Genomic DNA, 25,621 nt, shown 5'->3' with positions numbered 1-25,621 from the left:
CCACCCCACACCTGCATCACGAACCAACGAGAGGACCTCTCGGGTGCCCCCTTTGCACCAGCCGGACGGACGCTTCACCAACCCCGTGCTCCCCGGCTTCCACCCCGACCCCAGCATCTGCCGCGTCGGCGACGACTACTACCTCGCCTGCTCCAGCTTCGAGTACTTCCCCGGCGTACCCCTGTTCCACAGCCGCGACCTGGTGCACTGGAGGCAGATCGGCAACGCCCTGGACCGGCCGGAGCAACTGCGCCTGTCGGACGCATGGTCCTCCGGCGGGATCTACGCCCCCACCCTGCGCCACCACGACGGGCGCTTCTGGCTGATCGTCACCAACTGCAGCGAGGGCGGCGGCAATCTGATCGTCACGGCGACCGACCCCGCCGGACCGTGGTCGGATCCCATCTGGGCGCCGGATGTCCCCGGCATCGATCCCGACCTGGTCTGGGACGAGGACGGCACCTGCTGGTGCACGGTCGCCGGGGTGTCGCAGGTCCGTATCGACCCGTCCACCGGGCAGACGTACGGGACTCCGCACCGGCTCTGGTCGGGCGGGCCCGGCGCGAAGGCCCCGGAGGCGCCGCACCTGTACCGGATCGGCGACTACTGGTACCTGCTCATCGCCGAGGGCGGCACCGAGCGCGGCCACGGCGTCTCGATCGCCCGCGGCCGTACGCCCAGCGGCCCGTTCGAGCCGTGCCCGGCCAACCCGATCCTCACCCATCGCGGCACCGACCACCCCGTCCAGAACACCGGGCACGCCGACCTGGTCCAAGGCCCCGACGGCTCCTGGTGGATGGTGCTGCTCGGCGTCCGACCGGGCGGCGGCACTCCCGGCTGGCACGTCCTCGGCCGCGAGACCTTCCTCGCCCCGGTCACGTGGGAAGACGACTGGCCGGTCGTCGGCGAAGTCGCCCTGGAACTACCCGAGTTGCCGTGGCCGCTCTCCTCCGGCCCCGTCGAGGAGCGTCGGGACGACTTCGAGCTCGCCGAACTGCGACCGTCCTGGATTTCCCTGCGCGACCGGCTGGCCGAGCACTGCACCACCAAGGAGCGCCCCGGGTGGCTGACGCTCCGCGCGCGGGGCGACTCCCTGGACGAGCCCGACGCGGTGTTCACCGGCCGGCGCCAGCAGCATCTGTCATGCCGGGCACGCACTTTGGTCGATGCCGCGGAGGGAAGCGGCGGCCTCGCCGTCCGGCTCGACGAGCGGCACCACTACGCGATCGAGGTGTCCGACACGCGGGTGCGGGTGATCGCGCGTGTCGGCTACCTGCGCACGGTCGTGGCCGAACAGTCCGTGCCCGCCGGGCCGGTGGTCCTCACCGTCACGATCACGGAACCGCCGTCTCCGCACGGTCCGTGTACCGGACCCGACGTCCTCTCCCTCGGCGTCGAGCAGCCCGACGGCACGTTCACCGAGCTCGCGACCCTCGACGGCCGCTACCTGTCGACCGAGGTCGCCGGCGGCTTCACAGGCCGGGTCATCGGCATGTACGCCGCGGCAGGCACCGTCCACTTCGACTGGTTCGACTACGAGCCCCTCGACGGCTGAACCAGGCCCCCTCCCTCTGCTGACAAGGACGCAGGACTGCTGACAAGGACGCAGGACCCTCCGCCACGTGGCGGCGAGGGCGGGGCCGGCACGTCCTCACCGACCGGCTGAGCGGTCCGGCCCTGAACCCCGAGAACGGCACGACACGCATCACCCGATGAGCCTGCAGCTGCAGGCGTGGCCGGCGGTGGCGCCCCGTCGCTGTCCGGCCACGGACCGGATCACCCGTACGACCGACCGAAAGGCCTGACGCATGAAGGACATACGGCAACCCGCGCACCACCGCGGCCGCGGCCCAGGCCGTCTGGCCGCCCTGCTGCTGGCGCTGGTCGTCATGGTGGGGCTGACCGGCGGCACCGCGCTGGCCGCGCCCGACGGCACGAAGAAGGCGTCACCGTCGGCGGTCACTGTTCCGGCTTCCGCCATGGACGCCGTAGCGGCGATGCAGCCCAGCTGGAACCTGGGCAACACCCTGGACGCCTTCCCGAACGAGGATTCCTGGGGCAACGGGCAGACCACCAAGGCCACTTTCGACACCATCGCCGCGGCGGGCTTCCGCAGTGTCCGCATCCCGGTGACCTGGACCGACCACCAGTCCGCCACCGCGCCGTACACCATCGACGCGACGTACATGGCCCGGGTCAAGCAGCTGGTCGACTGGGCGCTGGCCGACGGTCTGTACGTGGTGCTCAACGTCCACCACGACTCGTGGATGTGGATCGATGACATCACGAGCGACCACGACAACGTGATGGCCCGGTTCAACTCCACCTGGTCCCAGATCTCCACGACCTTCCGTGACGCGCCGCGCACCCTGGTCTTCGAGGGCATCAACGAGCCGAGCTTCGGCAACGCCACGGAAGCGCAGAAGACCCAATACCTGCGCGAGCTGCAGACCTCGTTCCACTCCGTGGTCCGCGCCTCGGGCGGCGCCAACGCGAGCCGCCTGCTGTCGCTGACCACAGGCGGCCCGGGCAGTGGGACCGGCGGCAGCGCCGACCAGGCTTACATGGACGACCTGTACACCACCATCACCGCGCTGAACGACAGTCAGCTCGTGGCGCAGGTGCACTTCTACAGCTGGTATCCGTTCAGCGTGAACGCGGCGGGCGGCACCCACTACGACGCCGCCGCGCAGAAGCACCTGGACGACACCTTCGCCAACATCCGCACCACCTTCGTCGCCCGGGGCATCCCGGTCTACATCGGTGAGTACGGCCTGCTCGAGTGGCCCAATCACTTCCATCCCTCCCGCGTCGAGCGGGGCGAGGCGCTGAAGTACTACGAGCACCTCAACTACACGGCGCGCTCCGTCGGTGTCACCACCGCGCTGTGGGACCCGTTCGGCTACCTGAACCGCGAGACCCTCCAGTGGCGCGACCAGGCCCTGTTCAACTGGATCAAGTCGAGCTGGACCACCCGCTCGGGCACCGCCTCCTTCGACAAGATCTACGTGCCGAAGTCCAGCACGATCACCGCCAAGTCGCTCACCCTGAACCTCAACGGCACCAGCTTCCGAGGGGTGTGGCAGGGCGGCACCAAGCTGGCCGCGGGACGGGACTACACCGTCTCCGGCAACCAGCTGACGTTCACCGCCAAGGCGCTTACCCGCCTGGTCGGCAACCGCGCCTACGGCGTCAACTCGACGCTCCAGGCCCGGTTCTCCTGTGGGCTGCCCTGGAACATCGACATCGTCACCAACGACGTGCCGGTGCTGTCGAACGCCACCGGCACCACCGACTCGTTCACCGTCCCCACCCAGTACCGGGGTGACGACCTGGCGACCATGCACTCCACCTACGCCGACGGCACCAACGCCGGCCCGCTCAACTGGAACCCCTACCAGGAGTTCAACAAGGCCTTCTCGCCGGACTACACGAACGGCGGGATCATCCTGACCCTCGAGTTCCTGAACTCGCTCCGCGAGAGTGAGACCGCGACGCTGATCTTCCACTTCTACAGCGGCGCCACCGTCACCTACCACGTCACCAAGTCCGGAAGCACGGTCACCGGCACGGTCTCCTGACGTACCAGCCCTTGCCCTGGCCGCCCGCTCCCCCGGGCGGCCGGGGCACCCCCCCCGTGCGCTCACTCCTCCTTCGGCGGCGCCGTGCTCTCCCGGACGGTGAGCGTGGTCGCGATCTCCAGTCCCACCTGCGGCACTTCCTTACCCCGACCGAGTGCCAGAGCCAGCTCGCCACGGCCGGTACGTCGTCGAAGCCCACGACGCTGAGTTCGTGCGGGATGCGCAGGCCCAGCTCGCGTGCGGCCTGGTAGACACCGAGCGCCTGCATGTCGTTCGCGGTGAACACGGCGGTGGGACGATCGGGGCGGGACAGCAGCTCCCGCGCTGCGGCGTACCCGTGCTCGCGCGTGAGCTGGGTCTTCACCACCAGGTGGGGTTCCAACGGCAGCCCGGCTTCCGCGAGAGCCGCCGGCAGTCGTTCGTGTACACCTGGCCACGGTCGTCGACTACATGTCCGTGTCGGCGAGTTGGGATCGTTGTTGTCGCTCGTTCGTGTGGTCGTCGTGACGCGAGCGGAAGCGTGGTGCGCGAGGCATCGCAGAGGGAGGGCGCCTCGGGCCCCTGCCCCGTTGCAAATCAGTCGTCCTGGGGCGTGGGGCCGGACACGATACGACCATGACTAGCGATCTCTTGCTTGACCGGGCCCGGGAGCTTTGGACAGAACTGGCGGTGAAGCCAGTGGAGTTCTCTTCCTCGAGCGGGGCGAACATTGTGGTCTCCCCTGGCTCGCGGTTGTGTCCGCCGTTGTGGACAGGGATCGTGGTCCTCGGCGGAGCCAGGATCGTCACCGTGCCGAGCGTACAGATCGCCAAGCTGATGGCGGGCGTTTCAAGCACGCTGTCCGATGAGGAGTTCGTCGACGAGGACCGCTTGCGTGAGGTGTTGCCCGTCCTCGACGTACTTGGTCCTGCGTCCCTCTTCTATCTCGACCGCGCCGACTTCCTGCCTGCGCAAGGAGGCGCCGCTGTCGAGGAGGTGATGTGCGGCGACGATGAGCTGGCCGCTCTCCTGGCCCGTGCTGGTGAAGAGGACGCCGGCGAAAGCGGCTTGGAGGACATCACCTCTCCCGCATTCGTCCTCCGTGACAGTAAAGACGTGGTTGCCGCGGCCGGCTATCAAGCTTGGCCGCAGTCGGTTGCTCACCTGAGCGTGCTGGTTGCGCCGGGTCATCGAGGCCGGGGGCTGGCGCGGGCCGTGGCGTCTGCGGCGGTGGCGCATGCACTGGACGCTGGGCTGCTTCCGCAATGGAGAGCACGGCCGCATCCGTCAAGACGTGTGGCACTTGCGCTGGGCTTCCAGGAGCTGGGTTCCCAGCTCAGCCTCCGCCTCGGCGACGGCGGTCTCACCCGGCCTTGGCCGGTGAGACCGCCGCCTGAGCTCGGCCGAGGTGATTCAGTGCACCGTTGAGTCGGCGATCTGCGCTTCGAGGTCGGCGACGCGCCGGTCTTGGAAGCGGAGGTTGGAGCGGGCGGCCCTGCCTATCCGGATCAAGGCGAACCGCGCACCTCGTCCCCTGTACGAGCCGAACGAGTTGGCGGCGCCGCGCCGGTGGACGGGTGGTCCACGACGCGCGATCCCAGGCGGGACGCGCCCGAGCCGACACGGCGCAGCGCGTGGGCGTACCGGGCGCCGGCCGGACACCGGGGGACTCCCGGGTTCCGGCCGGGCCAGGAACCCTGCGGTGCACAGGGTCTCCACAGCTGAATGGCTGTGGAGACCTTTCCCGCATGAGGAGATCCTTCCCGCATGACCGGAACCGCCTCAGACCAGGCTCAGCAGGGCCTCGGCGGAGAATGGGCGCAGCTCGGCGTGGCGGCCCTCGCGGATCTTGGCCACCCATTCCGGGTCCGAGAGCAGCAGGCGCCCGACGGCCACGAGGTCGAACTCGTCCCGTTCCATCAGCTCCACCAGGCGGTCCAGGGAACCGTTCGCCGCGCCCTTGCCCTCGATGAGAGCGCTCTGGAACTCGCTGTCGTCGAGCCCGACCGAACCGACGGCGACCGTCGGCAGGCCGGTCAGCTTCTTCACCCAGCCCGCGAGGGAGAGGTCGGAACCGGCGAACTCCGGCAGCCAGAAGCGCCTGGTCGAGCAGTCGATGACATCGGCACCCGCTTCGATCAGCGGGCCCAGCAGCAGTTCAAGCTCGTCGGGCGTGGCCGCCAGCCGAGCGCCGAAGTCGCCGACGGTCCACTGGGAGATCCGCAGGAAGATCGGGAAGTCGTACCCCACCGCCGCCCGGCACGCTGCCACCACCTCGGCGGCGAACCGGGTGCGGCCTCCGAGGTCACCGCCGTATCCGTCGGTGCGGGTGTTGGACTCGGGACGGAGAAACTGGTCGATCAGGTAACCGTGTCCGCCGTGCAGTTCAAGACCGTCGAAGCCCAGCCGCTTGGCGTCCGCGGCGGCCCGGCCGAAGGCGGCGACCACCTCGGCGATGTCGGACTCGGAGAGCGTGGCGGGCCCTGCGGCGGGCACCTGCGGATCGGGTACGCCGTCGCCCTTGCGTTCCAGGCCGGCGTGCCACAGCTGCGGGATGATCCGGCCACCCTCCGCGTGCACGGCAGCCACGACCCCGGCCCAGCCCGCGAGGGCGTCCTCGCCGTGGAAGCGCGGCACGGTGGTGGCCGGGGCGGAGGCGGCGTGGCCCACGACCGTCCCTTCGGTGACGATGAGGCCGACGCCGCCCCGGGCCCGTCGCGCGTAGTACTCGGCGACCTCAGGACCGGGCACGCCGTTCGGCGAGAAGTTCCGGGTCATCGGCGCCATGGCGATCCGGTTGGGCAGGCTCAACCCACCCACCGTGAAAGGGCGGAACAGCGGCGACACCGCGGGTACGGAAGCGGCGGGCGCGGGCACGGCGGTTCGGGCAGCGGGGCTGGTAGTGCCGGACATGGGGACTCCCTCGGAGTTGTCGGGGCAGGGGGGTTCTGGCTGTGTGCAAGCCCCGTCGTCAGCTGCGCGGTCATGCATGCGGGGCGATGGGCTCAGGGGGCGGTTGCTCTCACGGGCCATGGCGTCAGGAGCCGGTGCTCACGTGGGGCGCGGCTCCAGAAGCCGGTGCACTCGGGCCGGGAGGATCACCGCAGGCAGTTTCCGTACGCCGGCGGCCACCGGCAGGGCTCGGCAGCTCATCGCACTGTCACGCGGAGCGGCGCGCGGCAGCAGCGGAGACCTGCCGATAGCCGTCGGCCGTCTCGCTGCGAGCCAGTTCCACGGCGCGCTCCAGGCTCATCAACGCGGGCAGTCCGAAGATGTCGACGATGGTGGCGAGCCGCTGTTCGATGGTGCCGCCGACGACGTGGTACGGGATCCGGAGCTCGTCGAGCGTGCCGCGCAGCAGCTCGTCGGACATCTCCCGGAACCGCTCGGAGACCGGCCGGTGCCCATCGGCGACCAGGTCGAACTCCACCGGCAGATGGATGAAGACGTCGTAGGCCCGCCGCGCGTGATCCTTCAGCACCGCACCCATGCCGTCGATCACCTCCTCGTAGAAGTCCGGGGCCGCCTCACCCGCCTCGTAGCCGTCGGTGGGATGGATCCCGGCGCGGACGCGGACCTTGCCGTACACCCACTCGTGCAGCGACGAGCCGTCGGAGAGGAAGCCGCCGGCGAGGTGGGACTCGTGCACGGCGCGCTCGGTGAACCGGCGGATGCCGAGCTGGATCAGCTCGGACGCCGTGCACTCCTCCAGGCGCTTGTCCGGCAGCACGTCGGCGAGGATCTCGCGCATGGTCCGGGCGTGGGTGCGCGGTATTCCCGTGAGGTGGGAGAGCGCGATGGTCGTCGTGGTCTTGCCCGTGCTGTACGTGCCGGAGACGGCCAGTCGCTTCGTGCCCGTCCTGCTCGGCACGGCTGTCGTGGGGGTGAACCCTGTCGTCGTCATCGCAGCCCTCGGTTCGGTAGTCGGTGTGCCACGGAGAAGCCTCCGGTGATGCCGTGGAACGCGTAGCCGAGATCGCAGACCCGCCAGGTGTCGTCGGCGATGGACAGCACGCGGGTGTCCTCGATCCGCGCGTGCACGGGGAACGCGTGATCCAGCGGGCGCAGCGGCAGGCGCGTGGACAGGGCTGCCTGGCGCAGCCAGAGGGTGTTGCTGTCGCTGCGGTCGAGGCCGTCGATCTCGTACAGCAGGACCTGCGCGAGCTGGCCCATGACGGTGATCGCATCGATCATGGACGCGCTGGGCGCGTAGGCCGCCTCAAGGCCGGTGGAGCGCAGGGGGCTTTCGCCGGGTGCGGGCGTGATGTGGGCGGTGGCGTCGACCCGTCCGGACTCCCGGTCGACGGTGAGGCCCGTGACGTGCTGGCCGCGGTGTCGGAACAGCTCGGCGAAGTACCGCCGGTGCGGCTCCCCCAGGGCCTCCTCGACACTCGCGTGGCGTGTCTGCGCGCCGTCGGGCCGGTATCCGCCCGACACCTCGTGCTGGACCTCGCACCAGACCTCCATCGAGCCGATGCGGAACCGGATCGGGGAGACGCGCAGGCCGTCCGTGACGTGCACCGACTCGGCGGGACGGGCGACGCCGTGCACGGCGAGGCGGTCGAGGTCCTCCTGCGGATGGGCACCGGCCCGCATCCGGACGCTCCGCAGCCACATCCGCGAGCGGGCACCGGCGTCGAGACGGTAGGCGTGGCCGAGCAGGATCTCGGCCAGCTGCGCTCCCAGCACCAGGGCGTCGACGCTGCTGAGGTGGGGGACGAGTTCGGTGCCGGTGCCCTTCGCGGACCAGTCGGACGGGTAGCTCACGGACGCACGGGCGGTCGCCTCGGTGGACTCGGCCCGGCCGACGACACTGATGGCCGCCAGCCGCTGCCGCACGCGCCGGAAGCCGCCGCCGAAGTAGCGGCGCTCACCGGGGCCGAGATAGTCGTCGATTGCGGGGACGACCAGCCGGGTCGCCCTCGGGCCCGTCACGAGCGACTCGTAGGGGCGATCCGCGCGGGCCGACGGCTCGCCCAAGGAGCAGCCATCAGCTTGTGGAACATCTCGTAGGAGGAGAGCAGGGGCGTGGCCGGGGCTGTCGGGGCAGGAGCCGCGGGCGGGCGTGGAAGGGACGGGGGTGGAGGAGTGGCGGCGTGCATGTCGGGCCCCCTGTCGGGTCGACGGGCGGGATCACAGGCCGAGCAGGTCGTCCACGTGCCGGTCCCGGGAGAGCACCGCACCGGCGATGCCGGCGTGGTCCGGGTGGTCCGGGGCGTCGAGGCGCGCCCACAGGTCGCGCAGCCGGAACCGTGCGGCCGTGCAGTGAACGTCCGTGAGCCGCTGGTGCCCGTCGCCCTCGGCCGCGGCGAGGACCGCCGCCGTGCCGAACAGTTCGCGGGCGATCCGGCCGAGCAGCAGCAGCGGAAACTGCTGGGCGGACTGCTCCCGCTCCCCCGCCACGAGGGCGGCGACCTCACGGCAGGCGACCGGGAAGCGGGCCAGGTCCTCGTGCAGGGCCTGCAGGTGACGGGCGTTGCGCGCAGAGAAGTTCTCGGTGGCCGCGAGCGGACCCGGGGAGGCGTCGTGTGCGGCGGCAGGCGGGGGCGCGTCCGCGATGCGCGCGAGGAGGGCCTGGCCCGCCTGCATGTCGACCCGGTCGTCGACACCGCCGGCCGTCCGCAGCATCCGGGCATCCCGGAACGCCCGCTCCAGCGGTACGGGCAGTGCTCCGCGCCGGCGTTTCGAGCGGACGGTCTCCAGCCCTTCGCCGCCCAGGAGCGAGACCGTGCGGTCCACGACCCGGGTGCACGCCTCGGTGCAGAAGTTGCGGGCGGCCATGCGTTCGAGCCAGCGGTCGTCGGGTGCCGGGGCGCCCAGACTCCAGCGGACCACCGCGTCCATGGCGCGTACCTCTGCCGCGTTGGCCGCGAGCGTGCGCTGGGTGAGGTCGTACTCCCCCAGGCCGATGCCGTCGATGCGCCGACGTGCCACGAACTCCCGTGACCAGCGCAGGCAATTGCGGGCGATGGCGAGTGCCGGGGCCGCCTGGATGAGCATCCGGGCGGTCAGGACGGCCGACGCCAGCCGGGGAGTGTGCCGGGGGTCGCCCTGCGGAACCGTCACCACATGGTCCCTGGGTATGGTCACCCCGTTCAGGCGCAGCCAGCCGTTGGGCAGCCCCCGTACACCCAGGTACTCCAGTCCGGCCCGTACCTCGAAGCCGGGGGCCCGCGTGTCCACCACGGCCAGGCCGACTCTGGGGCCGTCCTCCTCCCGTACGGTCACGCTGACGCCCAGCAGGTCGGCGACGGGTCCGTTGCTGATGAACTGCTTGTCGCCCCTGAGTACATACGCCGAGCCGTCGGGGGTCGGGTCCGCGGTGGTCGTCGGCCACTGGTTGCCCTGTCCGGCGGGCTCCGCGTCCGCGAAGCCGGAGATCATGCCTTCGGTGGTACGGCGCCGGATCAGGTCGCGCAGTGAGCCGTGCGGCAGCGTCGGCAGCAGCGACGTACCCACCCCGATGCCGTTGTGGACGGCGAGCATGAAGCCGATCGCGGTGGACCGGGACGCGACCGCCTCGACGACCCGGAAGACCTCGTACGGCGACAGCGCGAGCCCGCCGAGGTCCTTGCCCGCCGCCAGCCGGAAGGCGCCGAGGTCCTTCAGGCGCGCGATCAGGGACGGGGCGATCTCTCCCTCTCGGTCGACGGCGTCCGGGTCGGCCTCGGTGTCGAGGAAGGCCAGGAGCCGTGCCACCTCCGCCGGCTGTTCGGCGCTGTGCGGCGGGGATGCGCCGCGCCAGGCGTCGAACGCCGGGCGGCCGCTGGTCAGGGCGGTCAGGAAGGTCGGCGCGGCACCCGTCGCAGGGCGCTCCGCGGAAGCCTGGACGGTCATCTCATGCCTCCCGGACCTGGCTCGCGGCGGCCTGGTCGGCGGACCGGACCGTGTCGAGGAGCAGGTGCAGTCCCAAAGCGGCCTCGAAGTCGGGCACGGTGCGCGTGCCGGTCCGGATGTCCCGGGCCAGCGCGGTGTACAGCTCCGCCACGTTGCGTACGGCGGTGTCGGGTACGTCCACCGCCGTACGGCACGTCGGTGGCACGGGCACTTCCCGCCGGCCGTCCGCGGCGCCGTCCGCCCCGTACAGGCGGATGTCGCCGACCTGGATGCCGTGTCCCGCGGCGGGCCCCTCGGAGACGAGGGCGAGGCTGCCGCGGGTGCCGGAGAACTCGAAGCGGGTGCGGGCGTGGCCGGCTTTGCCGTCGTGGATGTGCACCGACACGGGGACGCCGGTGACCAGGAACCCGCCGATGACGATGTGGTCGGCGGTGGTGGCGCCGATGCTCTCGGCGGTGTCGGAGACGGTCAGCCTGGGCTGCTGGACGGACAGGGAGGCCGAGAGCCGGCCGATGGCCCCGCACAGGAACTCCACCAGATCCAGCGTGTGCCCGCCGGCGACCTCCAGGGTCCCGGCGCCGTTGCGCCGGTCGAGCGTGTACACGGAGTCGGAGGTGACGGTGCCGCCCGCTCCCTTGGCCCGCGCGGCATACACGTTCACCCCGGTGACCCGGCCGATGGCGCCGGAGGTGAGCAGCCGGCGGGCGTGGCGGACCGCGGGCGCGTGCCGGGCCTGGAGGCCGACCGCGTGGTGGACGCCGGCCTTCCCGGCGGCCGCGGCCATCACCTCGGCCTCTTTGGTGGTGCGCGCGAGCGGCCACTCGCAGTAGACGTGCTTGCCCGCATCCAGGGCCGGCAGGACGAGCTCGGCGTGGTCCGGCGTCTTCACCGCGACGACGACCAGGTCCACGTCGGGGTGGCCGCTCAGCCGGGCCGGGTCGGTGAAGGCGTGGGCGGCTCCGTAGTGTTCGGCGGCACGGCGGGCGCTGCCGGAGCGGGTGGTGGCGACCGCCGTGATCTCGTAGTCCGGCAGGGCGGTCAGGGCCGGCAGGTGCGACATCCTGGCCCAGCCCCGCTCGGTGCCGGCGCCGATGACACCTACGCGGATCGGTTCGGTCATGGCTTCTTCCCTCGTCTGGGGGACGGGACGGAGTGCGGGGTGCACCGGGGCGGAGCCGACGGCGGGGGAATCGGCCGGCCCGCCCCGGTGCCGTTCGGGGTGGGTCAGGAGAGCGCGGCCAGTTCCTCGCCGAGGATGCGGACCGCGGTGGTGATCTGCTCCTCCGTGTGCTCGGAGGTGATGAAGAACCGCAGCCGGGCGAGGCGCTCCTCCACCGCCGGGTGCAGGATCGGGTTGGCGCTGACACCGCGGGTGTAGAGGCGGTCGGCGAGGCGGAGCGCCTTGTCGGAGTCGCCGGTGATCGCGGGCACGACCGGGGTGCCCTCGCTGGTGCCCACGTCGACGCCTGCCTCGGCCGCGAGCCGCAGGAAAAGCGCCGCGTTGTCGTGCAGTCGGGTGACCCGCTCGGGCTCCTCGCGGATCAGCCGCAGCGCGGTGAGCGCGGCCGCGGTGGACGCGGGAGGCAGACCCGCGCTGAACACGAAGCCCGGCAGGGTGTACCGGAAGTGCTCGATCAGCTCCTGTCGCCCGGCCACGTAACCGCCGCAGCTGGCCAGCGACTTGGACAGGGTGCCCATCCACACGTCCACGTCGTCCGGGTTGACCCCGGAGAACTGGGCCATGCCGCCGCCGGTCTTGCCCATGACGCCGATGCTGTGGGCCTCGTCCACCATGAGCAGGGCATCGTGCTTCTGCTTGACGGCGATGAGTGCGGGCAGGTCGGCGGTGTCGCCGTCCATGCTGTACACGCCCTCCACCACGACCAGCACCCGCCGGTAGTTCTCCCGTACATGGCTGAGGATGCGGTCGAGGGCCACGAGGTCGTTGTGCGGGAAGGGCTGCCGGGCGGCGCCCGACTGGCGGCAGCCCTGGATGATGCTGTCGTGCGCGAGGGAGTCGTGCAGGATCAGATCCTCGGGTCCCATCAGGTGCCCGATGACCGTGACGTTGGTGGCGTGCCCGCTGACCAGACTCACGGCGTCCTGAGCGCCGACGAGTTCGGCAAGGCCCCGGTCGAGTTCCTCGTGCAGCGGGCGGTTGCCGGAGAGGATGCGGGCGGCGGACACCGAGGAGCCGTAGCGTTCGACGGCGTCCTGGATCGCCGCAGCGACCGCCGGATGCCCCGACAGGCCCAGGTAGTTGTAGCTGGAGAACGAGATCAGCTCGCGCTCACCGACCCGGGTGGTGTCCCGGATGGTGCCCTCGTGCGGCAGGAAGTACGGGTTGACGACGCCGGACGCCTCGATTGTGCGCTTGCGCTCCAGTGAGGCGAGGACCTCCGGGAACACCCGGACGTCGGCGGCCTCGCGACGGTCTACGCCCGTATCGGATCGCCCGGCGGGTACGGCGGGGCCGATCTCGGGCCCCTGCTGTGCGACCGGTGTCCGCGGCGCGGGAATCTCCGCCATGGGCTGCACGCCGAGGCGGTCCTCGATGGTCCTGACCAGATCGCCGATCGTGGCGATGTCCATCATCTCCGCGGCCTTCACCTGAAGGTCCGGCCACTTGCTGCGCAGCCGGGTGGCCAGCTCCGCCAGCATGATGGAGTCGAACCCGAGGTCGGTGGCGAAGACCTGCTCGGGGCGCAGGAACTCCTCGGGGTAGGCGCTGACCTTGGCTATCCCGGCATACACCGCCGCCCGCACCTCGTCGGAGCCGGCCACGACCGGTGCCGCGGGGGGCTCGACGGACGCCGTCTGAAGTGCCCGTCCCGCATGCGCGGCCTCGGGCAGCCTCTCCTCGATCCGTTCCCCGACGGGCACGGCCATCGTCGGGACGGCAGCCGACGGCAGGTTCCGGCCGGCCGGGTCGAAGGACTGGAGCAGGGACACCTGGGCGTGCAGGAACTCGATGAGACCGCTCATCCTCGGCTCTCCGATCGGGGAGGTGGCAAGGGGGGAGGGAATGACCGTGCGAAGGCTCGGCTCGGGGACGCGGGTGCCGGACGGTTCGGTCGCGGTCGTCGCGGCGGGGCTCGGGATCACCACGCGCCGCTTGGTACGGCCCGTGCCGGTACGGACGGTGTACACCGACGTCTGAAGGGGGGACGGCGGAAGGGACAGCAGCCGTCCGCCCTCTGCGGGGAGGAGCACGGCCGGGTCCAGCGGCGCCCCGGCCACGGCGAGCCGGCCGAGCGCGGTGAGGAAGGCGCGGCCGTGGTCCGACCGGCCCGTCGTCAGCGGAACCAGTTCCAGCTCCGCGCCTGCCTCGCTGCGTCCGGCCATGCGCAGAAGGGTGTCGCCGCCGTAGACCTGTACGAGGAAGCGGGCGCCTGTCGCGGCCACCGATCGCACGGCGTCGGTGAACCGTACGGGGGCGGTGTTGTGGCGGGACCACAGGTGCTTGATCTCCTGCGGTTCCCGGCACTCCTGGCCGCTGACGCCGGAGATGAAGGTGCGGGTGGGTTCAGTCAGCGCAAGGCCCGCGATGGTCTCGGCCATCGCCTCGTCGGCCGCAGCGACCAGGGGCGAGTGGAAGGCGTGCGAGACCCGCAGCCGGACCGCGGCGACGCCCTGTTCCGCGCAGTGGGCACGCAACGCCTCCACGGTCTCGGCGCTGCCGCTGAACACGAGCTGGCCCTCGTGGTTGTAGCAGGCGGGCCAGACCCCTTCCACGGACTGGGCCAGCCGCTCGGCCTCGGCGAGGGGTGCCTGTACGGCGAGCATGGCGCCGGTTCCGGACGGTACGGCCGTAGCCAGCGCCGCACCCCTACGAGTCATGAACCTGACAGCATCAGGGGCGGCGAACGCCCCGGCCGCGACCGCGGCGGGGAACTCACCGACGCTGTGGCCGACCGCGACATCGGGCTGGATGCCGCAGGCGGCGAGCAGTTCGACGGTGCCGGCACCCGTGATGCCCAGCGCCGGCTGGCACATGTCGGTCACCGTCAGGGCGGCCTGCGCATCGCTGTCGTCGGCGTCGTGCGATTCCCAGAGCAGCCGGGGCAGCGCCTGCGGCACCGTCTCGGACTCATCGGCGGTCACGGCGGCCAGTTCGGCCGCGCGCCCCGCCAGCGAGGGGAACCGACGGACCAGGTCCGCGAGCATGCCGGGACGCTGCGAGCCCTGGCCCGGGAAGGCGAAGGCGATGCGGCGCTCCTCGGCGGGCAGTGGCCGCGCCGCCGCGTGGATGCCGGGCGCCAGCTCCCCGAGCGCCCCGTCCGCCAACCGCCCTGCGGCGACCTGGAGCCGGTCGAGCAGTTCCTCTCGGGTCGCGGCGACGAACGCGAGGCGGGCGGTGAGCAGTTCACGACGGGCGAGGGTGTGGGCCACCTCGGCGGGCGTGGCCTCCAGGTCCGCGGCAACCGACCTGCGGACATCGTCGGCGTGCCGGGCGAGGTCCGGGACGGACCCGGCGGAGAACAGGAACAGCCAGGGCTCGTCCGGCAGTCGGTCCTCTCCTCCGCGGGCGGGCACAGCCGCCGGAGCGCCTTCCAGGACGGCATGCACATTCGTCCCACCGAAGCCGAACGAGCTGACCCCCGCCCGGCGCAGGCCGTCATGCGGCCACTCCTGTGCGGTCGTGGTGAGCCGCAGGTCCGACGCGCCGAGGTCCAGCGTGCCGTTGACCCGGATCTCCGCGGGCTGCGGCGGTACGACGCCGTGGTGGACGGCGAGCGCCGCCTTCACCAGTCCCGCCGCCCCGGCCGCGGACAGAGTGTGCCCGATCAGCGCCTTGGAGGAGGAGACATAGCACGGCTCACAGGAGCCCGACTCGGAGCGCAGCAGCCCGATCGCCTCGATCTCGGTCCGGTCGCCGACGGGCGTGCCCGTGCCGTGCGCCTCCAGCAGGTCGATCTGCCCCGGGGCGATCCCGGCGTCCCGGTAGGCGGCGCGCAGGGCGGCGAGCTGCCCCTGGGCCTGCGGGGTCATCGGACCGCCGCCCCGGCCGTCGTTGGCGGACCCGACGCCGGTGATGACGGCGTAGATGCGGTCGCCTGCCGCGAGGGCGTCCTCCACCGGGCGAAGCACAAGTGTCGCCCCGCCCTCGCCGAGCACGAATCCGTCGGCACGCTCGTCGAACGGCCGGCACACACCCTGGCGGGACAGCGCGCCGGACCGGGCGAAACCGACCAGGGGCGTCGGCGACAGACTGATGTACACGCCGCCCACGAGAGCGATGGAACAGGCGCCCGAGCGCAGGCTCCGCACCGCCGCGTCCAGCGCCACGAGTGCCGAGGAGCAGGCCGCGTCCAGGGAGACGGAGGGGCCGCCCAGGTCGAGGACCTCGCTCACCGTGCAGGGGACCATGTTGGCCAGAGCACCGGGAATGGTGAAGGAGTTCATGGGCATCAGGGAGGAATCGGTCGCCTCGTGCAGCCGGGCCAGCAGCTCCGGGTCGCTCTCACCGTCGTGGAACGAGCCGTCCGCCAGCAGGTTCGCGGTGATGCGGGACACGCTGATGTCCCGGTGGTCGAGCGAGGTCACCCCGGCGAAGACACCCGTCCGGGCCCGGTCGAACCCGCTGCGTTCCCAGCCGGCGTCCTGGAGCGCCTCCCGCGCCAGGTCCACGAACAGTTTCGCCTGCGGGTCCATCGTGCGGGCCCTGCGGGGCGGAATGCCGTAATGGGCGGGCGCGAACCGGTCGACCTCCGGCAGGAACGCGACCTGGTCGGTGTAGACACCGTGCGGTTCCCTGAAATCGCCCGGCCGATAGTAGGCGGAGTGGTCCCAGCGATTCGCGGGGACCGCCGAGAACTGTGGCTCGGCATTCACCAGGAGTTTCCAGAACTCGCCGACATTGGCGGCTCCGGGAAATCGGCACGACATGCCGACAATAGCCATACCAGCCACGAACGCTACCTCGATCCGCATCGATTGCGAAAATGGCTCGACGCCCAGCAATGCGGGCGGCGAAGTGCAAGTGCCCGCCAATGGCGCCGACAGCAGAGAGCTTGACCTCGGTTGCGGAGCGTGCGCAAGTCGCCTTCTCAACCAGTGAAAAGGAAACCTGTTCGATACCTGTGGAACGGGTGAAGATCAGATTCCAGTCGACCGGAAGATTGCCGGCAGGTGAGAAAGCGATCCGGGGCGGTGCAAGGAAAGAGGAACTCGCCTTCCCTGCGCGCAGGTCAGGTCCCGGCGCCCGACCCCGTGGAGCGCAGACCGACCTGGTGGGCAAGCGCGACGACCGTCTTCTCGAAGAGGGTGTCGCGGTCGTCGATCACCTGGTTGAACTGCCCGAACACCTCGAAGCTGATCAGGCCGAAGAGCTGCGCCCAGGCGGCGGCCAGCCGCGGCGCGACCGCTGCCGGAAGGGTGCGGTCGGGCTGTTCGAGCAGTTGGCGGATCTCCTCGGCGACGACCGAGTCGCAGTCCGCCGCCGGAAGGTCCGGCTCGGTGAGGGCGCCGGCCTCATGGGCGGCCTCCGCCACCGCGAGCAGGACCAGGGCAACCCGGGAGGCCGGGGCCACGGTGTCCTGCGGGGCGGCGTAGCCGGGCACGGGCGAACCGTAGATCAGCGCGTACTCGTGCGGATGAGCCAGCGCCCAGCCGCGCACGGCGCGGCAGACCCCACCCCAGGCGTGCAGCGGATCCGCGGCCCCGGCCTTGACGAAGGCGGACTCCGCAGCCTCGCCGATGGCGTCATACGCGTCGACGATGAGCGCCGTGAGCAGATCGTCCCGGCTCGGGAAGTAGCGGTAGAGCGCCGACGAGACCATCCCCAGCTCGCGTGCGACCGCACGCAGCGAGAGTCGCGCCGCACCCTCGGCAGCGAGCTGCATGCGCGCCTGGTCCTTGATGGCGCCGGCGACCTCGGCGCGGGCCCGCTCCTTGGCTCCTTGGATGACTCCCATGGAGAGCAGTCTGCCACTGACGAGAGCACTGCCCAAGTAGGAGAGCACTGCTCTCATTCAGAGAACAGTGCTCTTGCACTGAAGCAGTGTTCGCTGTAACACTGCTCTCCGGATAGAGCACTGCTCTCCGAAAGGGTGCTCATCACGCCCCCGTTTGCCGTGTTCAGCGGCTGACAGGCGGCCGCTCGGCCCGCGTCCACAGCACATCGCCGTGCTTCTCACCCGCATCCGGCCGTCGGTCCCGTTGCAGCCACTCCCCGTTCGACCGACCTCAGCCCCGGGCCGACTTCTGACCGGCTCATGGGCACAGCTGAAGAAAGGAACCCCGTGTGATGGTCACTTCGGTGCCGTCCGGGAGCGACAGGAAGAACCGCCGCGGCCCCTGGTTCACGCTTCTCGCCGGATTACTGTTCCTGCTGGTCGCCGGCGCCGCGAGCGCCGGTGTGCTGGCCAATCTGAAGTCCGGCGGGTTCGACGACCCGCACTCCGACTCGGTGGCCGCCGCCGAGGCTCTGGAACGCTCCTTTCCCGGCAGCCAGCCCAATCTCGTCATCCTGGTCGAGGACCCCGAGGACGGAGCAGACGGCGCCGCGGCCCGTGCCGAGGCCGACGTCATCGACAAGACGATCTCCGGCACATCCGGCACCCGGGTGGTCGCCTCCTACTTCGACACGCGCGACAAGAGCCTGCGCTCCGGTGACGCGGGACTGATCCTCGTCCGGGTCGACGGCGACGAGAACGAGAGCATGCGGACCGCCGACGATCTGCACGAGGAACTGTCGGACCCCGACGGTGCGGTCCGGGTGTCCTTCGGCGGCATCACCGCGATCAACAACGACATGAACAAGCAGGTCGAGAAGGACATCATCGCGGCTGAGACCATCGCGATCCCGATCACCCTGCTGCTGCTCGTGATCGTCTTCCGGGGGCTGATCGCCGCCTTGCTGCCGATGCTCCTGGCCGTGCTCACCATCGTCGGGGCGCTGGCCGCCGTCAACGTCGCCGCGCACTTCACCGACGTGTCGGTCTTCGCCGTCAACCTGATCACCGCGCTCGGCCTCGGCCTCTCGGTCGACTACAGCCTGCTGATCGTCACGCGCTACCGGGAGGAACGCGCGGCCGGTCGCAGCAACGCCGAAGCGCTGCGCATCACCCGCGCGACCGCCGGCCGTACGGTGGCCGTGAGCGGTGGCGTGGTCGGCGCCGCCCTCGCCACGCTGCTCGTCTTCGACCAGTACTTCCTGCGCTCCTTCGCACTGGCGGGCATCGCGGTGGTGCTGTGGGCCGTCCTCGGCTCCCTGTTCCTGCTGCCCGCGTCCCTGGTCCTGCTCGGCGACAGGATCGACGCTCTCGGCCGTCGTCGGCGCACCCGGTCGATCCCTGCCGCGGAGACCTTCTGGGGCCGCATGGCGGGCCTCGCTTTCCGGCGCCCGGCCCTGTTCGCCACCCCGGTGATCGCCCTGCTGCTGATCATGGCGGTGCCGTTCGCCGGCGCGCAGTTCGGCGTACCGGACGAGCGGGTGCTGCCCACCGGCTCCGAGAGCCGTCTGGTCACCGAGGCCGTGCGCGACGACTTCGGCGTCGGCGACGACCGCGCGCTGAACGTGGTCTCCGAGAAGTGGAAGGGAACGGAGGCCGAGTTGGAGAGGTACTCCGCGGACCTCTCCGGGACCGCCGGCGTCACCCGGGTCGTCAGCGCCGCCGGCGTGTTCCAGGACGGCTCCCAGATCACCGCGCTCGACCCGCGGACGGCCGCTGCCTTCCGGGACAGGGGCGCGGTCCGGCTCCAGGTCCAGACGGACGTGGTCCCGTACTCCGAGAAGGGCGGCGACCTGGCCCGGGACGTCCGCGCGGTCGAACCGCCCGGCGGCAGCGAGGTTCTGGTCGGGGGTCAGGCGGCCCAGCTGGTGGACATCACCCACTCCATCGCGGCCAAACTGCCCCTGGCCATCATCCTGATCAGCGTGCTGAGCCTGTTGTTCCTCTTCCTGCTGACCGGCAGCGTGCTGATGCCCGTCAAGGCGCTGGTGTTCAACACGTTCAGCCTCCTCGGCATCCTCGGCGTCGCGGTCTGGATCTTCGTCGACGGCCACCTGTCCGGCCTGCTCGGCTTCACCCCGTCGCCGCTGGCGGTGTCCATGCCGGTGCTGATGTTCTGCATCGCCTTCGGCCTGTCCATGGACTACGAGGTCTTCCTCGTCGCCCGGATCAAGGAACGCCACGACCGGACCGGCCGGCTGGAGAGCTCCGTACGCGAGGGACTCGGCGCGAGTGGCCCCGTCATCACCGCCGCCGCGGCAATCCTCGCGGTGTCCTTCTTCGCCATGCTCAGCTCCGGTGTCTCCTTGATCAAGATGTACGGCCTGGCCACCGGGCTCGCCATCGTCCTCGACGCCGTCCTGGTGCGCGGGGTGCTGGTGCCGGCCTTCATGCGCGCCGTCGGCCCCTACAACTGGTGGGCTCCGGCCCCGCTCAAGGCGCTCCACCGCCGGTTCGGCATCAGGGAGTCCGCCGAGGAGGAACCGGCACCGGCCCCCACCCCGCACCCCACCTCCGCAACCGAGCCTCAGACGACGGGATCGCGGCCGTGACCGAGACCGAGAGCGCATCCACATACCCCCTCGCCCGTCTTCGCGAGGTCGCCGTCACCGCGGCCCGGGCCGCGAACGCCCACAACACCCAGCCCTGGGACCTGCGGTACCGCCCCGACCACATCGAGGTCGGCTGGCGCACGGAGTACGCGCTGGGCCCCAGTGACCCGTCGCACCGGGACCTCAGGCTGTCGCTGGGGACCTATATCGAGACCCTGCTGATCTGCGCTGCCGAGGCCGGAATCGCCCTGCGTTTCGAGCCCGACCACGACACCACCGCCGCCCGGGTGGGGCGGATCGTGCCCGACGCATGGCTCGAACCGAGCACCCGCTCGGTGGCCGACGTCGAGGCGCGGCGCGTATGGCGAGGGTCCTGGACACCCGAGCAGGTGCCTCGGCCCACCATCGACCGGTCCCTGGAGACCGCCGAGACGGCCGGTTTCCGGGTGGCCGTCGTGCCCACGGATGCCGCCCGGCCGCTCCTCGTCCGGGCCTACCACTGGTTCTTCGGCGATGCCGGGATCGCCGCCGAGCTGCTGGCCTGGGCCAGGCTCAGCCCGCGCCACCCCGACTACCGGCGGGACGGGCTCAACGACGTGATGCTGGTCCTGAGCAAGGCCGAAGCCGCGGCCATGCGGATGTTCTTCGCCCCTGTCGTGTACCGGGCGCTGCGCCCGCTGGGACTCGTCCGGCTGCTCACCGTCCTGTCCTCCAGCGCGACCAGTGGCGACGGTGTCGTCATGGTCGTCCTCGGCAAGGAGGACGATCCGGCGAGCGAGGTCGAGGCCGGCCGGCTGGTGACCCGGCTCTGGCTGGACCTCTTCCGGGAGGGGATCTACGTCCATCCGCAGAGCCACGTCATCGACTGTCCCGACACGGTCGACGACCTGACCCGGCTGTGCGGAGCCCGGGACGGGGAGCGTCCGCTGGTCTTCTTCCGGGTGGGCTATCCCGCGACCGATCCCTCGGGACGCCCCCGCCATCCTCGCCGCGAGCGGACGGAGGACATGCCCTCGTGAATTCCTCCTGTCCGCCCGCTTCGGCATCCACCGGACCGGGCGGACAGGACCCTGATTCCCGGTGGCAGTGTTTCTGCTGTTCGACAGACAAGAAAACATGAAGAAGGGGGGTGCCGTCGAATGTCCACCTCAGACACCCCGGCGGATCGTTCGGTCGTGGAGCGCACTCTGAGCGTCCTGGGCGCCTTTGACGTCGGCAAGGCGACGCTGACCGTGAGCGAGATCAGCAGGCGGTCAGGAATACCGGTGGCCACCGCCTACCGTATTGTATCGAAACTCGTTTCCTGGGGAGCTCTGGAACGCGCGGAGGGCAATAAATACACCATCGGTGTCCGACTCTGGGAAATCTCCCTGCTGGCCCCCAGACATTCCGCATTACGCGGAGCAGCCATCCCGTCCATGTTCGAGCTGCGTTCCGTGACACGCTGCGCCGTCCTGCTCTCCGTGCGGGACGGAAACGAAGGAATCTGCCTGGAGAGCGTCTCGGGCGGCGTCAGGCCGCTGCACCGGTCGTGGTCCAGAGGGCACCGCTTCCCCCTCCATGCCACGGCCTGCGGAAGAGTCCTCCTCTCCGACGCCGGCTCCACCGTCCAGGAAGAGATCTACGTCGGCGGCCTGCGCCGGTACACGGAGCGCACCGTCACCGACCCCTCCGCCCTGCGCGGCCTCGTGGAGAAGGCCGGGCGGCAGGGGTTCGCCGTGTCCCACGGCGAGTTGCTGCAGGGGGTCGTGGAGATCGCCACGCTGATCCGTGACGGCAATGGGGTCGTCGTGGGTGCCGTCGGTCTGATCACCGGCAGTGAGACCGTCGAGCACGTCCGGCGCACCGTCGGCCCCCTGATGGCGGCCGCCCGGCAGATCTCCCGGAACCTCGCTCCCCTCCGGGCGCCCCGGAGCGGAGCACCACCGACGCCCGCGCGAGCAGCCCGGCCCCGCGCCGCACGGACCCAGGACGCCGGCGCGTAGAGCCCGCACGTCCCGACGCCCCGCCCCGCGAGCTGAAGCCCCCCCCCAGGGACCCATGCCGCCCTGCCCACAGAAGCCGGCTTACCGAGAGCAACGCCATCACGAGTAGAGGAGACGCACATGAACGCCGTACAGGAAGAAGTCCTCAGCGGCCTGGCCACCATCGTCAACGAGATCGCCGGAGTCGCACCCGACGAGGTTCTGCCCGACAGGTCCTTCGCCGACGATCTCGACGTCGACTCCCTGTCCATGGTCGAGGTCGTGGTCGCCGCGGAGGAGAGGTTCGGGGTCACCATCCCGGACGAGGCCGCCGGCCGGATGAAGACCGTGAGCGACGCCATCGACTACATCCTCGCCAACCGCTGACGACTTTGGAGTGATTCTCATGCACTCGACAGATCGCAAGGTGGTCGTGACCGGAGTCGGAGCGACCACACCGCTGGGCGGTGACAGTCCGACCACGTGGCAGGGGCTGCTGGCCGGCCGCTCCGCAGTGCGGCTGCTGACGCACGCATGGGCCGCCGAGACCCCGGTGCGGATAGGCGCGGAGATCGCGGTGGAGCCCACCGAGCACCTGTCCAGGACCGAAGCCCGCAAGCTCGACCGTTCCACCCAGTTCGCCCTGATCGCGGCGCGCGAGGCGTGGGCCGACGCGGGCTTCACCGCCCCGGCAGGCACAGACGGCTCCGTCGACCCCGACCGGCTCGGCGTGGTCATCTCCTCCGCCATCGGAGGGGTGACGTCGTTGCTCCAGCAGTACGACATCCTCCGGGACCAGGGTGTTCGCAAGGTCTCCCCCCACACCATCCCGATGATGCTGCCCAACACGCAGGGTGCCAACGTCGGACTGGACCTCAATGCCCGGGCCGGGGTGCACTCACCCGTCAGCGCGTGCGCCTCGGGCTCCGAGTCGGTCGGATACGCCATCGACATGATCCGCACGGGCCGGGCCGACATCGTGGTCGCCGGCGGCACGGAGGCGGCGATCCACCCGCTCAACATGGCCGGCTTCGGCAACATGATGGCGATGTCCAAGCGCAACGAGGACCCGGCCGCGGCCTCGCGCCCGTACGACGCGGCACGGGACGGCTTCGTCATCGGTGAGGGCTCCGGCATCGTCGTACTCGAAGCGGCGGAGCATGCCGCGCGGCGCGGTGCCCGCGTCTACGCGGAGGCCGTCGGGCAAGGGCTCTCCGCCGACAGCCACCACGTCACACAACCGGAGCCGACCGGCCGGGGCATCGCCGCCGCGCTCACCGGGTTGCTGGACTCCTGCGATCTGAAGCCGACGGAGATCGTGCACGTCAACGCCCACGCGACGTCGACCCCCAAGGGCGACGTGGCCGAGGTGAAGGCGCTGCGCAAGGTGCTCGGTGACGCCATGGAGCATGTGGCGGTGTCGGCCACGAAATCCATGACCGGGCATCTCCTCGGTGGGGCCGGTGGCGTCGAGACCGTGGCGACGGTCCTCGCCCTGCACCACCGGCTCGCCCCGCCGACCATCAACATCGATGTCCTCGACCCGGAGGTCGAGGCGGACATCGTCCGTGACGAGCCCCGGGCCCTCCCCGACGGGCCGATCGCGGCCCTCAACAACTCGTTCGGTTTCGGCGGCCACAACGTGGTGCTCGCCTTCCGCACGGTCTGAACTTCGGTGGCTGCCGCCTGATGCTGCTTTCGGGATTGGCCGCCCGAAGCATGCAGATCACAGTCTCCCCAGAGCTCCGAATCGTAATCAACGGCCCTTCCGGAGAGTGGAAAGACCAGTGAATTTACGGGCGTAGATCTGCGCGAAATTAGTTACCGGCCGGTGAACAACCGGCCGGTAACGTCGTCTCAAAGCCATTGGGCGGCGTTTCTCTGTGGCTGAATAGGTGCGTTGTGACTGCGCCGAAAAGCCCCGGGCGTCATATCGACCCGGCGTATGAAGAACTTGGTGAAGTTGGTTACCTCAGTGAATCCGAGCTGCCGGGCCACGGCGGCGATGGGCAGGCGCGTGTGCGCGAGCAGGCGGCGCGCTTCCAGAGCCACCCGGGCGTCGATCAGATCCTTGGCGGTGGTGCCGGCCACGGCCCGGCACGCGCGGGCCAGGGCCCGGGTCGTGCAGTTGACCGCGGCGGCGTAGTCCTCCACCCGGCGGGTCGTGCGGTAAGAGCGGTCCACCTCCTGCCGGAATCTCAGGAAGAGTTCGCCCCAGCCGTTGTCGAGGTCGACCCGTGCATGGCCGTCAAACGGGGCGTCACTCTCGCGCCGTAACCTGCATATCCGATCGATGGCCAGCAGGAAGACGGCCAGCAGGTGTTTGAGGATGTCCTCCCCCAACCCTTGGTCGACACGCCGGAATTCGTCCCGCATCAGGTCGAGGACGCGCCCGAGGTCGGCCCGCTCGGCCTCCCTCAGCCTCCAGTGCGAGGGCCGCAGCACATCGTCGAGCATCGCCATGAAGGGGTTCATGCGCAGGGGGAACGCCTCGGTGAACATGACGAGGTCGGCTTTCAGGTCGGGTTGCGGTGCGGACTGGATCACCTGGTTCGGCCGGATCCACAACAGGCTTCCAGGGCCGTACTCGAAGCGCGTCGAGTCGAGTGAGAAAGTTCCCGAACCCTCATCGACCAGCAGGATCTGGTGGAATTCGACCCGATGCGGGGCGGCGAGGAACTCCTTCGAAGACCACGTCAGCAGTTCCCGGTAAGACGTCACTGCGATGCCGATTCCCGGTCGGCAGACCGGCGTGTAGGGAACGACGGGGATCGACAATGAGGCGAAATCGACCATAGGACTTCCGGAAACAACCTTTCTCACACCTCTTGAAGATTGAAGTATAGCGGTGGCCGCCCGTTGCCGGATCCACCTCCGGCGCATGCACGAGTCGACATGCTCGCCTCACGTGCAGATGAAAGGAACCAGACGGGATGACCATGCCCCATGCCGGCACGCCGGAACGCTCGGTCGTCGACCGCGCCCTGAGCGTTCTGGGCGCATTCGACCGGCAGAACCGCACCCTGACACTCAGCGATATCAGCCGACGTTCGGGGCTCCCGCTCGCGACGGCACACCGCATCGTGAACAAGCTGCACGGCTGGGGAGCCCTGGAGAGAAGCGACGAGGGCGGCTACAGCATCGGCTTGCGACTCTGGGAGACGGGGACCCTGGCGCCGCGCTGCTCACCGCTCGCCGAGGTGGCTCAGCCGCACCTGATGGAACTCCACGCCCGCACCTCGGCCGGGGCGTTGCTCGTGATCCGCGACCGCGTCGAGGGACTCTGCCTCTCGTTCGCCGTGAACGGGCCCCACGCCCTCATGTCCTGCGCCGAGTCAGGCGACCGCGTGCCGCTGCACGCCAGCGCCACGGGGCTGGTCCTGCTCGCCCACGCCGCCGAGGCCGTCCAGAACGAGGTCTGCGCGGGGCCGCTGCGCGCGTACACGCCGACGACGCTGACCCATGGACCGGCACTGCGGCAGGCCCTGGCCAAGGTCAGGCGCGAGGGCTACGCGGTGACGCACCGCACGCCGGACCCGGAGTGCAGCGCCGTCGCGTTTCCCGTGCGCACCGCCGACGGAACCGTGGTCGCGGCGGTCGGCGTGGTGGCACAGGCGGACACGTTCCGACCGGCGAAGCTGCTGCCCCTGGTGTCCGCAACGGCCGACGCCGTGTCCCAGCACATACGGTTCGCCGGCCGGCGTGCGGCCGGCGCCACCGCGTGACAGGCGTCCCGCCGCCCACCTGGACCC

General features: G+C 70.6%; 17 protein-coding genes and 1 pseudogene. 9 read left to right on the top strand and 9 right to left on the bottom strand.

Annotated elements, in window-relative coordinates; translation table 11 throughout:
- Nucleotides 1–43: 43 nt before the first annotated feature.
- Together ADL12_RS23800 and ADL12_RS23795 are read left to right on the top strand one after the other, a co-directional pair.
- Complete coding sequence (locus tag ADL12_RS23800) at nucleotides 44–1,555, top strand: glycoside hydrolase family 43 protein (protein ID WP_062704906.1); 1,512 nt, start codon at nucleotides 44–46, stop codon at nucleotides 1,553–1,555.
- 253 nt (nucleotides 1,556–1,808) lie between these two features.
- Entirely contained in the window at nucleotides 1,809–3,581 is a 1,773-nt protein-coding gene (locus tag ADL12_RS23795; RefSeq protein ID WP_062704900.1) for a cellulase family glycosylhydrolase, read from the top strand.
- Nucleotides 3,582–3,643: 62 nt separating this feature from the next.
- Here ADL12_RS23795 and ADL12_RS23790 read toward each other — a convergent pair.
- Nucleotides 3,644–3,990: pseudogene (locus ADL12_RS23790) on the bottom strand (substrate-binding domain-containing protein); the annotation flags it as partial.
- Between the two features lie 206 nt (nucleotides 3,991–4,196).
- Here ADL12_RS23790 and ADL12_RS50910 point away from each other — a divergent pair.
- On the top strand, nucleotides 4,197–4,988 hold the full coding sequence (locus tag ADL12_RS50910; protein WP_079052236.1) for a GNAT family N-acetyltransferase: 792 nt from the start codon (nucleotides 4,197–4,199) through the stop codon (nucleotides 4,986–4,988).
- Nucleotides 4,989–5,342: 354 nt separating this feature from the next.
- Here the strand turns inward: ADL12_RS50910 and ADL12_RS23780 are convergent, their stop codons facing one another.
- From ADL12_RS23780 to ADL12_RS23750, 7 genes are all read right to left on the bottom strand, one after another.
- Nucleotides 5,343–6,473: an NADH:flavin oxidoreductase gene (locus ADL12_RS23780; RefSeq protein ID WP_062704897.1), complete on the bottom strand. Its 1,131-nt coding sequence runs from the start codon at nucleotides 6,471–6,473 to the stop codon at nucleotides 5,343–5,345.
- Between the two features lie 247 nt (nucleotides 6,474–6,720).
- Nucleotides 6,721–7,464, bottom strand: a complete 744-nt coding sequence (locus tag ADL12_RS23775; RefSeq protein ID WP_062704896.1) for an AAA family ATPase — start codon at nucleotides 7,462–7,464, stop codon at nucleotides 6,721–6,723.
- Nucleotides 7,461–8,495: an AvrD family protein gene (locus ADL12_RS23770; protein ID WP_062704987.1), complete on the bottom strand. Its 1,035-nt coding sequence runs from the start codon at nucleotides 8,493–8,495 to the stop codon at nucleotides 7,461–7,463. Before ADL12_RS23770 ends, ADL12_RS23775 begins: the two co-directional genes overlap by 4 nt.
- A gap of 198 nt (nucleotides 8,496–8,693) precedes the next feature.
- On the bottom strand, nucleotides 8,694–10,397 hold the full coding sequence (locus ADL12_RS23765) for an acyl-CoA dehydrogenase family protein (RefSeq protein ID WP_062704895.1): 1,704 nt from the start codon (nucleotides 10,395–10,397) through the stop codon (nucleotides 8,694–8,696).
- 1 nt (nucleotide 10,398) lies between these two features.
- Nucleotides 10,399–11,517 carry a Gfo/Idh/MocA family protein gene (locus tag ADL12_RS23760; protein WP_062704888.1) on the bottom strand — a complete coding sequence of 373 codons (1,119 nt, stop codon included), beginning with the start codon at nucleotides 11,515–11,517 and terminating at the stop codon, nucleotides 10,399–10,401.
- Nucleotides 11,518–11,621: 104 nt separating this feature from the next.
- Entirely contained in the window at nucleotides 11,622–16,331 is a 4,710-nt protein-coding gene (locus tag ADL12_RS23755) for a type I polyketide synthase (protein WP_244188027.1), read from the bottom strand.
- Between the two features lie 257 nt (nucleotides 16,332–16,588).
- The gene (locus ADL12_RS23750) at nucleotides 16,589–17,314 is read right to left on the bottom strand and encodes a TetR/AcrR family transcriptional regulator (RefSeq protein ID WP_062704986.1); all 726 of its coding nucleotides are present in this window, start codon (nucleotides 17,312–17,314) and stop codon (nucleotides 16,589–16,591) included.
- Between the two features lie 332 nt (nucleotides 17,315–17,646).
- Between ADL12_RS23750 and ADL12_RS23745 the strand changes: the two genes are divergently transcribed.
- The 5 genes from ADL12_RS23745 to ADL12_RS23725 all read left to right on the top strand — a co-directional run bounded on the left by ADL12_RS23745 (nucleotide 17,647) and on the right by ADL12_RS23725 (nucleotide 23,538).
- On the top strand, nucleotides 17,647–19,905 hold the full coding sequence (locus ADL12_RS23745; RefSeq protein ID WP_062704883.1) for an MMPL family transporter: 2,259 nt from the start codon (nucleotides 17,647–17,649) through the stop codon (nucleotides 19,903–19,905).
- A complete protein-coding gene (locus ADL12_RS23740) occupies nucleotides 19,902–20,924 on the top strand; it encodes a nitroreductase family protein (RefSeq protein ID WP_062704881.1) in 1,023 nt (340 codons plus the stop codon). Before ADL12_RS23745 ends, ADL12_RS23740 begins: the two co-directional genes overlap by 4 nt.
- Before the next feature lie 156 nt (nucleotides 20,925–21,080).
- Nucleotides 21,081–21,890, top strand: a complete 810-nt coding sequence (locus ADL12_RS23735; protein ID WP_159053263.1) for an IclR family transcriptional regulator — start codon at nucleotides 21,081–21,083, stop codon at nucleotides 21,888–21,890.
- 63 nt (nucleotides 21,891–21,953) lie between these two features.
- Nucleotides 21,954–22,256, top strand: coding sequence for an acyl carrier protein (locus ADL12_RS23730; protein WP_279617161.1), 303 nt, complete (start codon nucleotides 21,954–21,956; stop codon nucleotides 22,254–22,256).
- A gap of 19 nt (nucleotides 22,257–22,275) precedes the next feature.
- On the top strand, nucleotides 22,276–23,538 hold the full coding sequence (locus ADL12_RS23725; protein WP_062704877.1) for a beta-ketoacyl-[acyl-carrier-protein] synthase family protein: 1,263 nt from the start codon (nucleotides 22,276–22,278) through the stop codon (nucleotides 23,536–23,538).
- A gap of 188 nt (nucleotides 23,539–23,726) precedes the next feature.
- Here the strand turns inward: ADL12_RS23725 and ADL12_RS23720 are convergent, their stop codons facing one another.
- Nucleotides 23,727–24,665 carry a helix-turn-helix transcriptional regulator gene (locus ADL12_RS23720; RefSeq protein WP_062704875.1) on the bottom strand — a complete coding sequence of 313 codons (939 nt, stop codon included), beginning with the start codon at nucleotides 24,663–24,665 and terminating at the stop codon, nucleotides 23,727–23,729.
- A gap of 137 nt (nucleotides 24,666–24,802) precedes the next feature.
- Here ADL12_RS23720 and ADL12_RS23715 point away from each other — a divergent pair, with 137 nt between their 5' ends.
- Entirely contained in the window at nucleotides 24,803–25,594 is a 792-nt protein-coding gene (locus tag ADL12_RS23715) for an IclR family transcriptional regulator (RefSeq protein WP_062704874.1), read from the top strand.
- The last annotated feature ends 27 nt before the right edge of the window (nucleotides 25,595–25,621 follow it).

Origin of the sequence: Streptomyces regalis, from assembly GCF_001509475.1 — a bacterium.
Taxonomy (GTDB): Bacteria; Actinomycetota; Actinomycetes; order Streptomycetales; family Streptomycetaceae; genus Streptomyces; species Streptomyces regalis.
Note: the sequence above shows the minus strand (reverse complement) of the source record. Positions and strands in the feature narration are given on the sequence as shown.

Excerpts from the sequence above, each read along its gene's own strand:
- ADL12_RS23755 (WP_244188027.1), bottom strand. The coding sequence starts at position 16,331 with ATGCGGATCGAGGTAGCGTTCGTGGCTGGTATGGCTATTGTCGGCATG.
- ADL12_RS23715 (WP_062704874.1), top strand. The coding sequence starts at position 24,803 with ATGACCATGCCCCATGCCGGCACGCCGGAACGCTCGGTCGTCGACCGC.
- ADL12_RS23775 (WP_062704896.1), bottom strand. The coding sequence starts at position 7,464 with ATGACGACGACAGGGTTCACCCCCACGACAGCCGTGCCGAGCAGGACG.
- ADL12_RS23750 (WP_062704986.1), bottom strand. The coding sequence starts at position 17,314 with ATGGGAGTCATCCAAGGAGCCAAGGAGCGGGCCCGCGCCGAGGTCGCC.
- ADL12_RS23720 (WP_062704875.1), bottom strand. The coding sequence starts at position 24,665 with ATGGTCGATTTCGCCTCATTGTCGATCCCCGTCGTTCCCTACACGCCG.
- ADL12_RS23725 (WP_062704877.1), top strand. The coding sequence starts at position 22,276 with ATGCACTCGACAGATCGCAAGGTGGTCGTGACCGGAGTCGGAGCGACC.
- ADL12_RS23760 (WP_062704888.1), bottom strand. The coding sequence starts at position 11,517 with ATGACCGAACCGATCCGCGTAGGTGTCATCGGCGCCGGCACCGAGCGG.
- ADL12_RS23795 (WP_062704900.1), top strand. The coding sequence starts at position 1,809 with ATGAAGGACATACGGCAACCCGCGCACCACCGCGGCCGCGGCCCAGGC.
- ADL12_RS23765 (WP_062704895.1), bottom strand. The coding sequence starts at position 10,397 with ATGACCGTCCAGGCTTCCGCGGAGCGCCCTGCGACGGGTGCCGCGCCG.
- ADL12_RS50910 (WP_079052236.1), top strand. The coding sequence starts at position 4,197 with ATGACTAGCGATCTCTTGCTTGACCGGGCCCGGGAGCTTTGGACAGAA.
- ADL12_RS23780 (WP_062704897.1), bottom strand. The coding sequence starts at position 6,473 with ATGTCCGGCACTACCAGCCCCGCTGCCCGAACCGCCGTGCCCGCGCCC.
- ADL12_RS23745 (WP_062704883.1), top strand. The coding sequence starts at position 17,647 with ATGGTCACTTCGGTGCCGTCCGGGAGCGACAGGAAGAACCGCCGCGGC.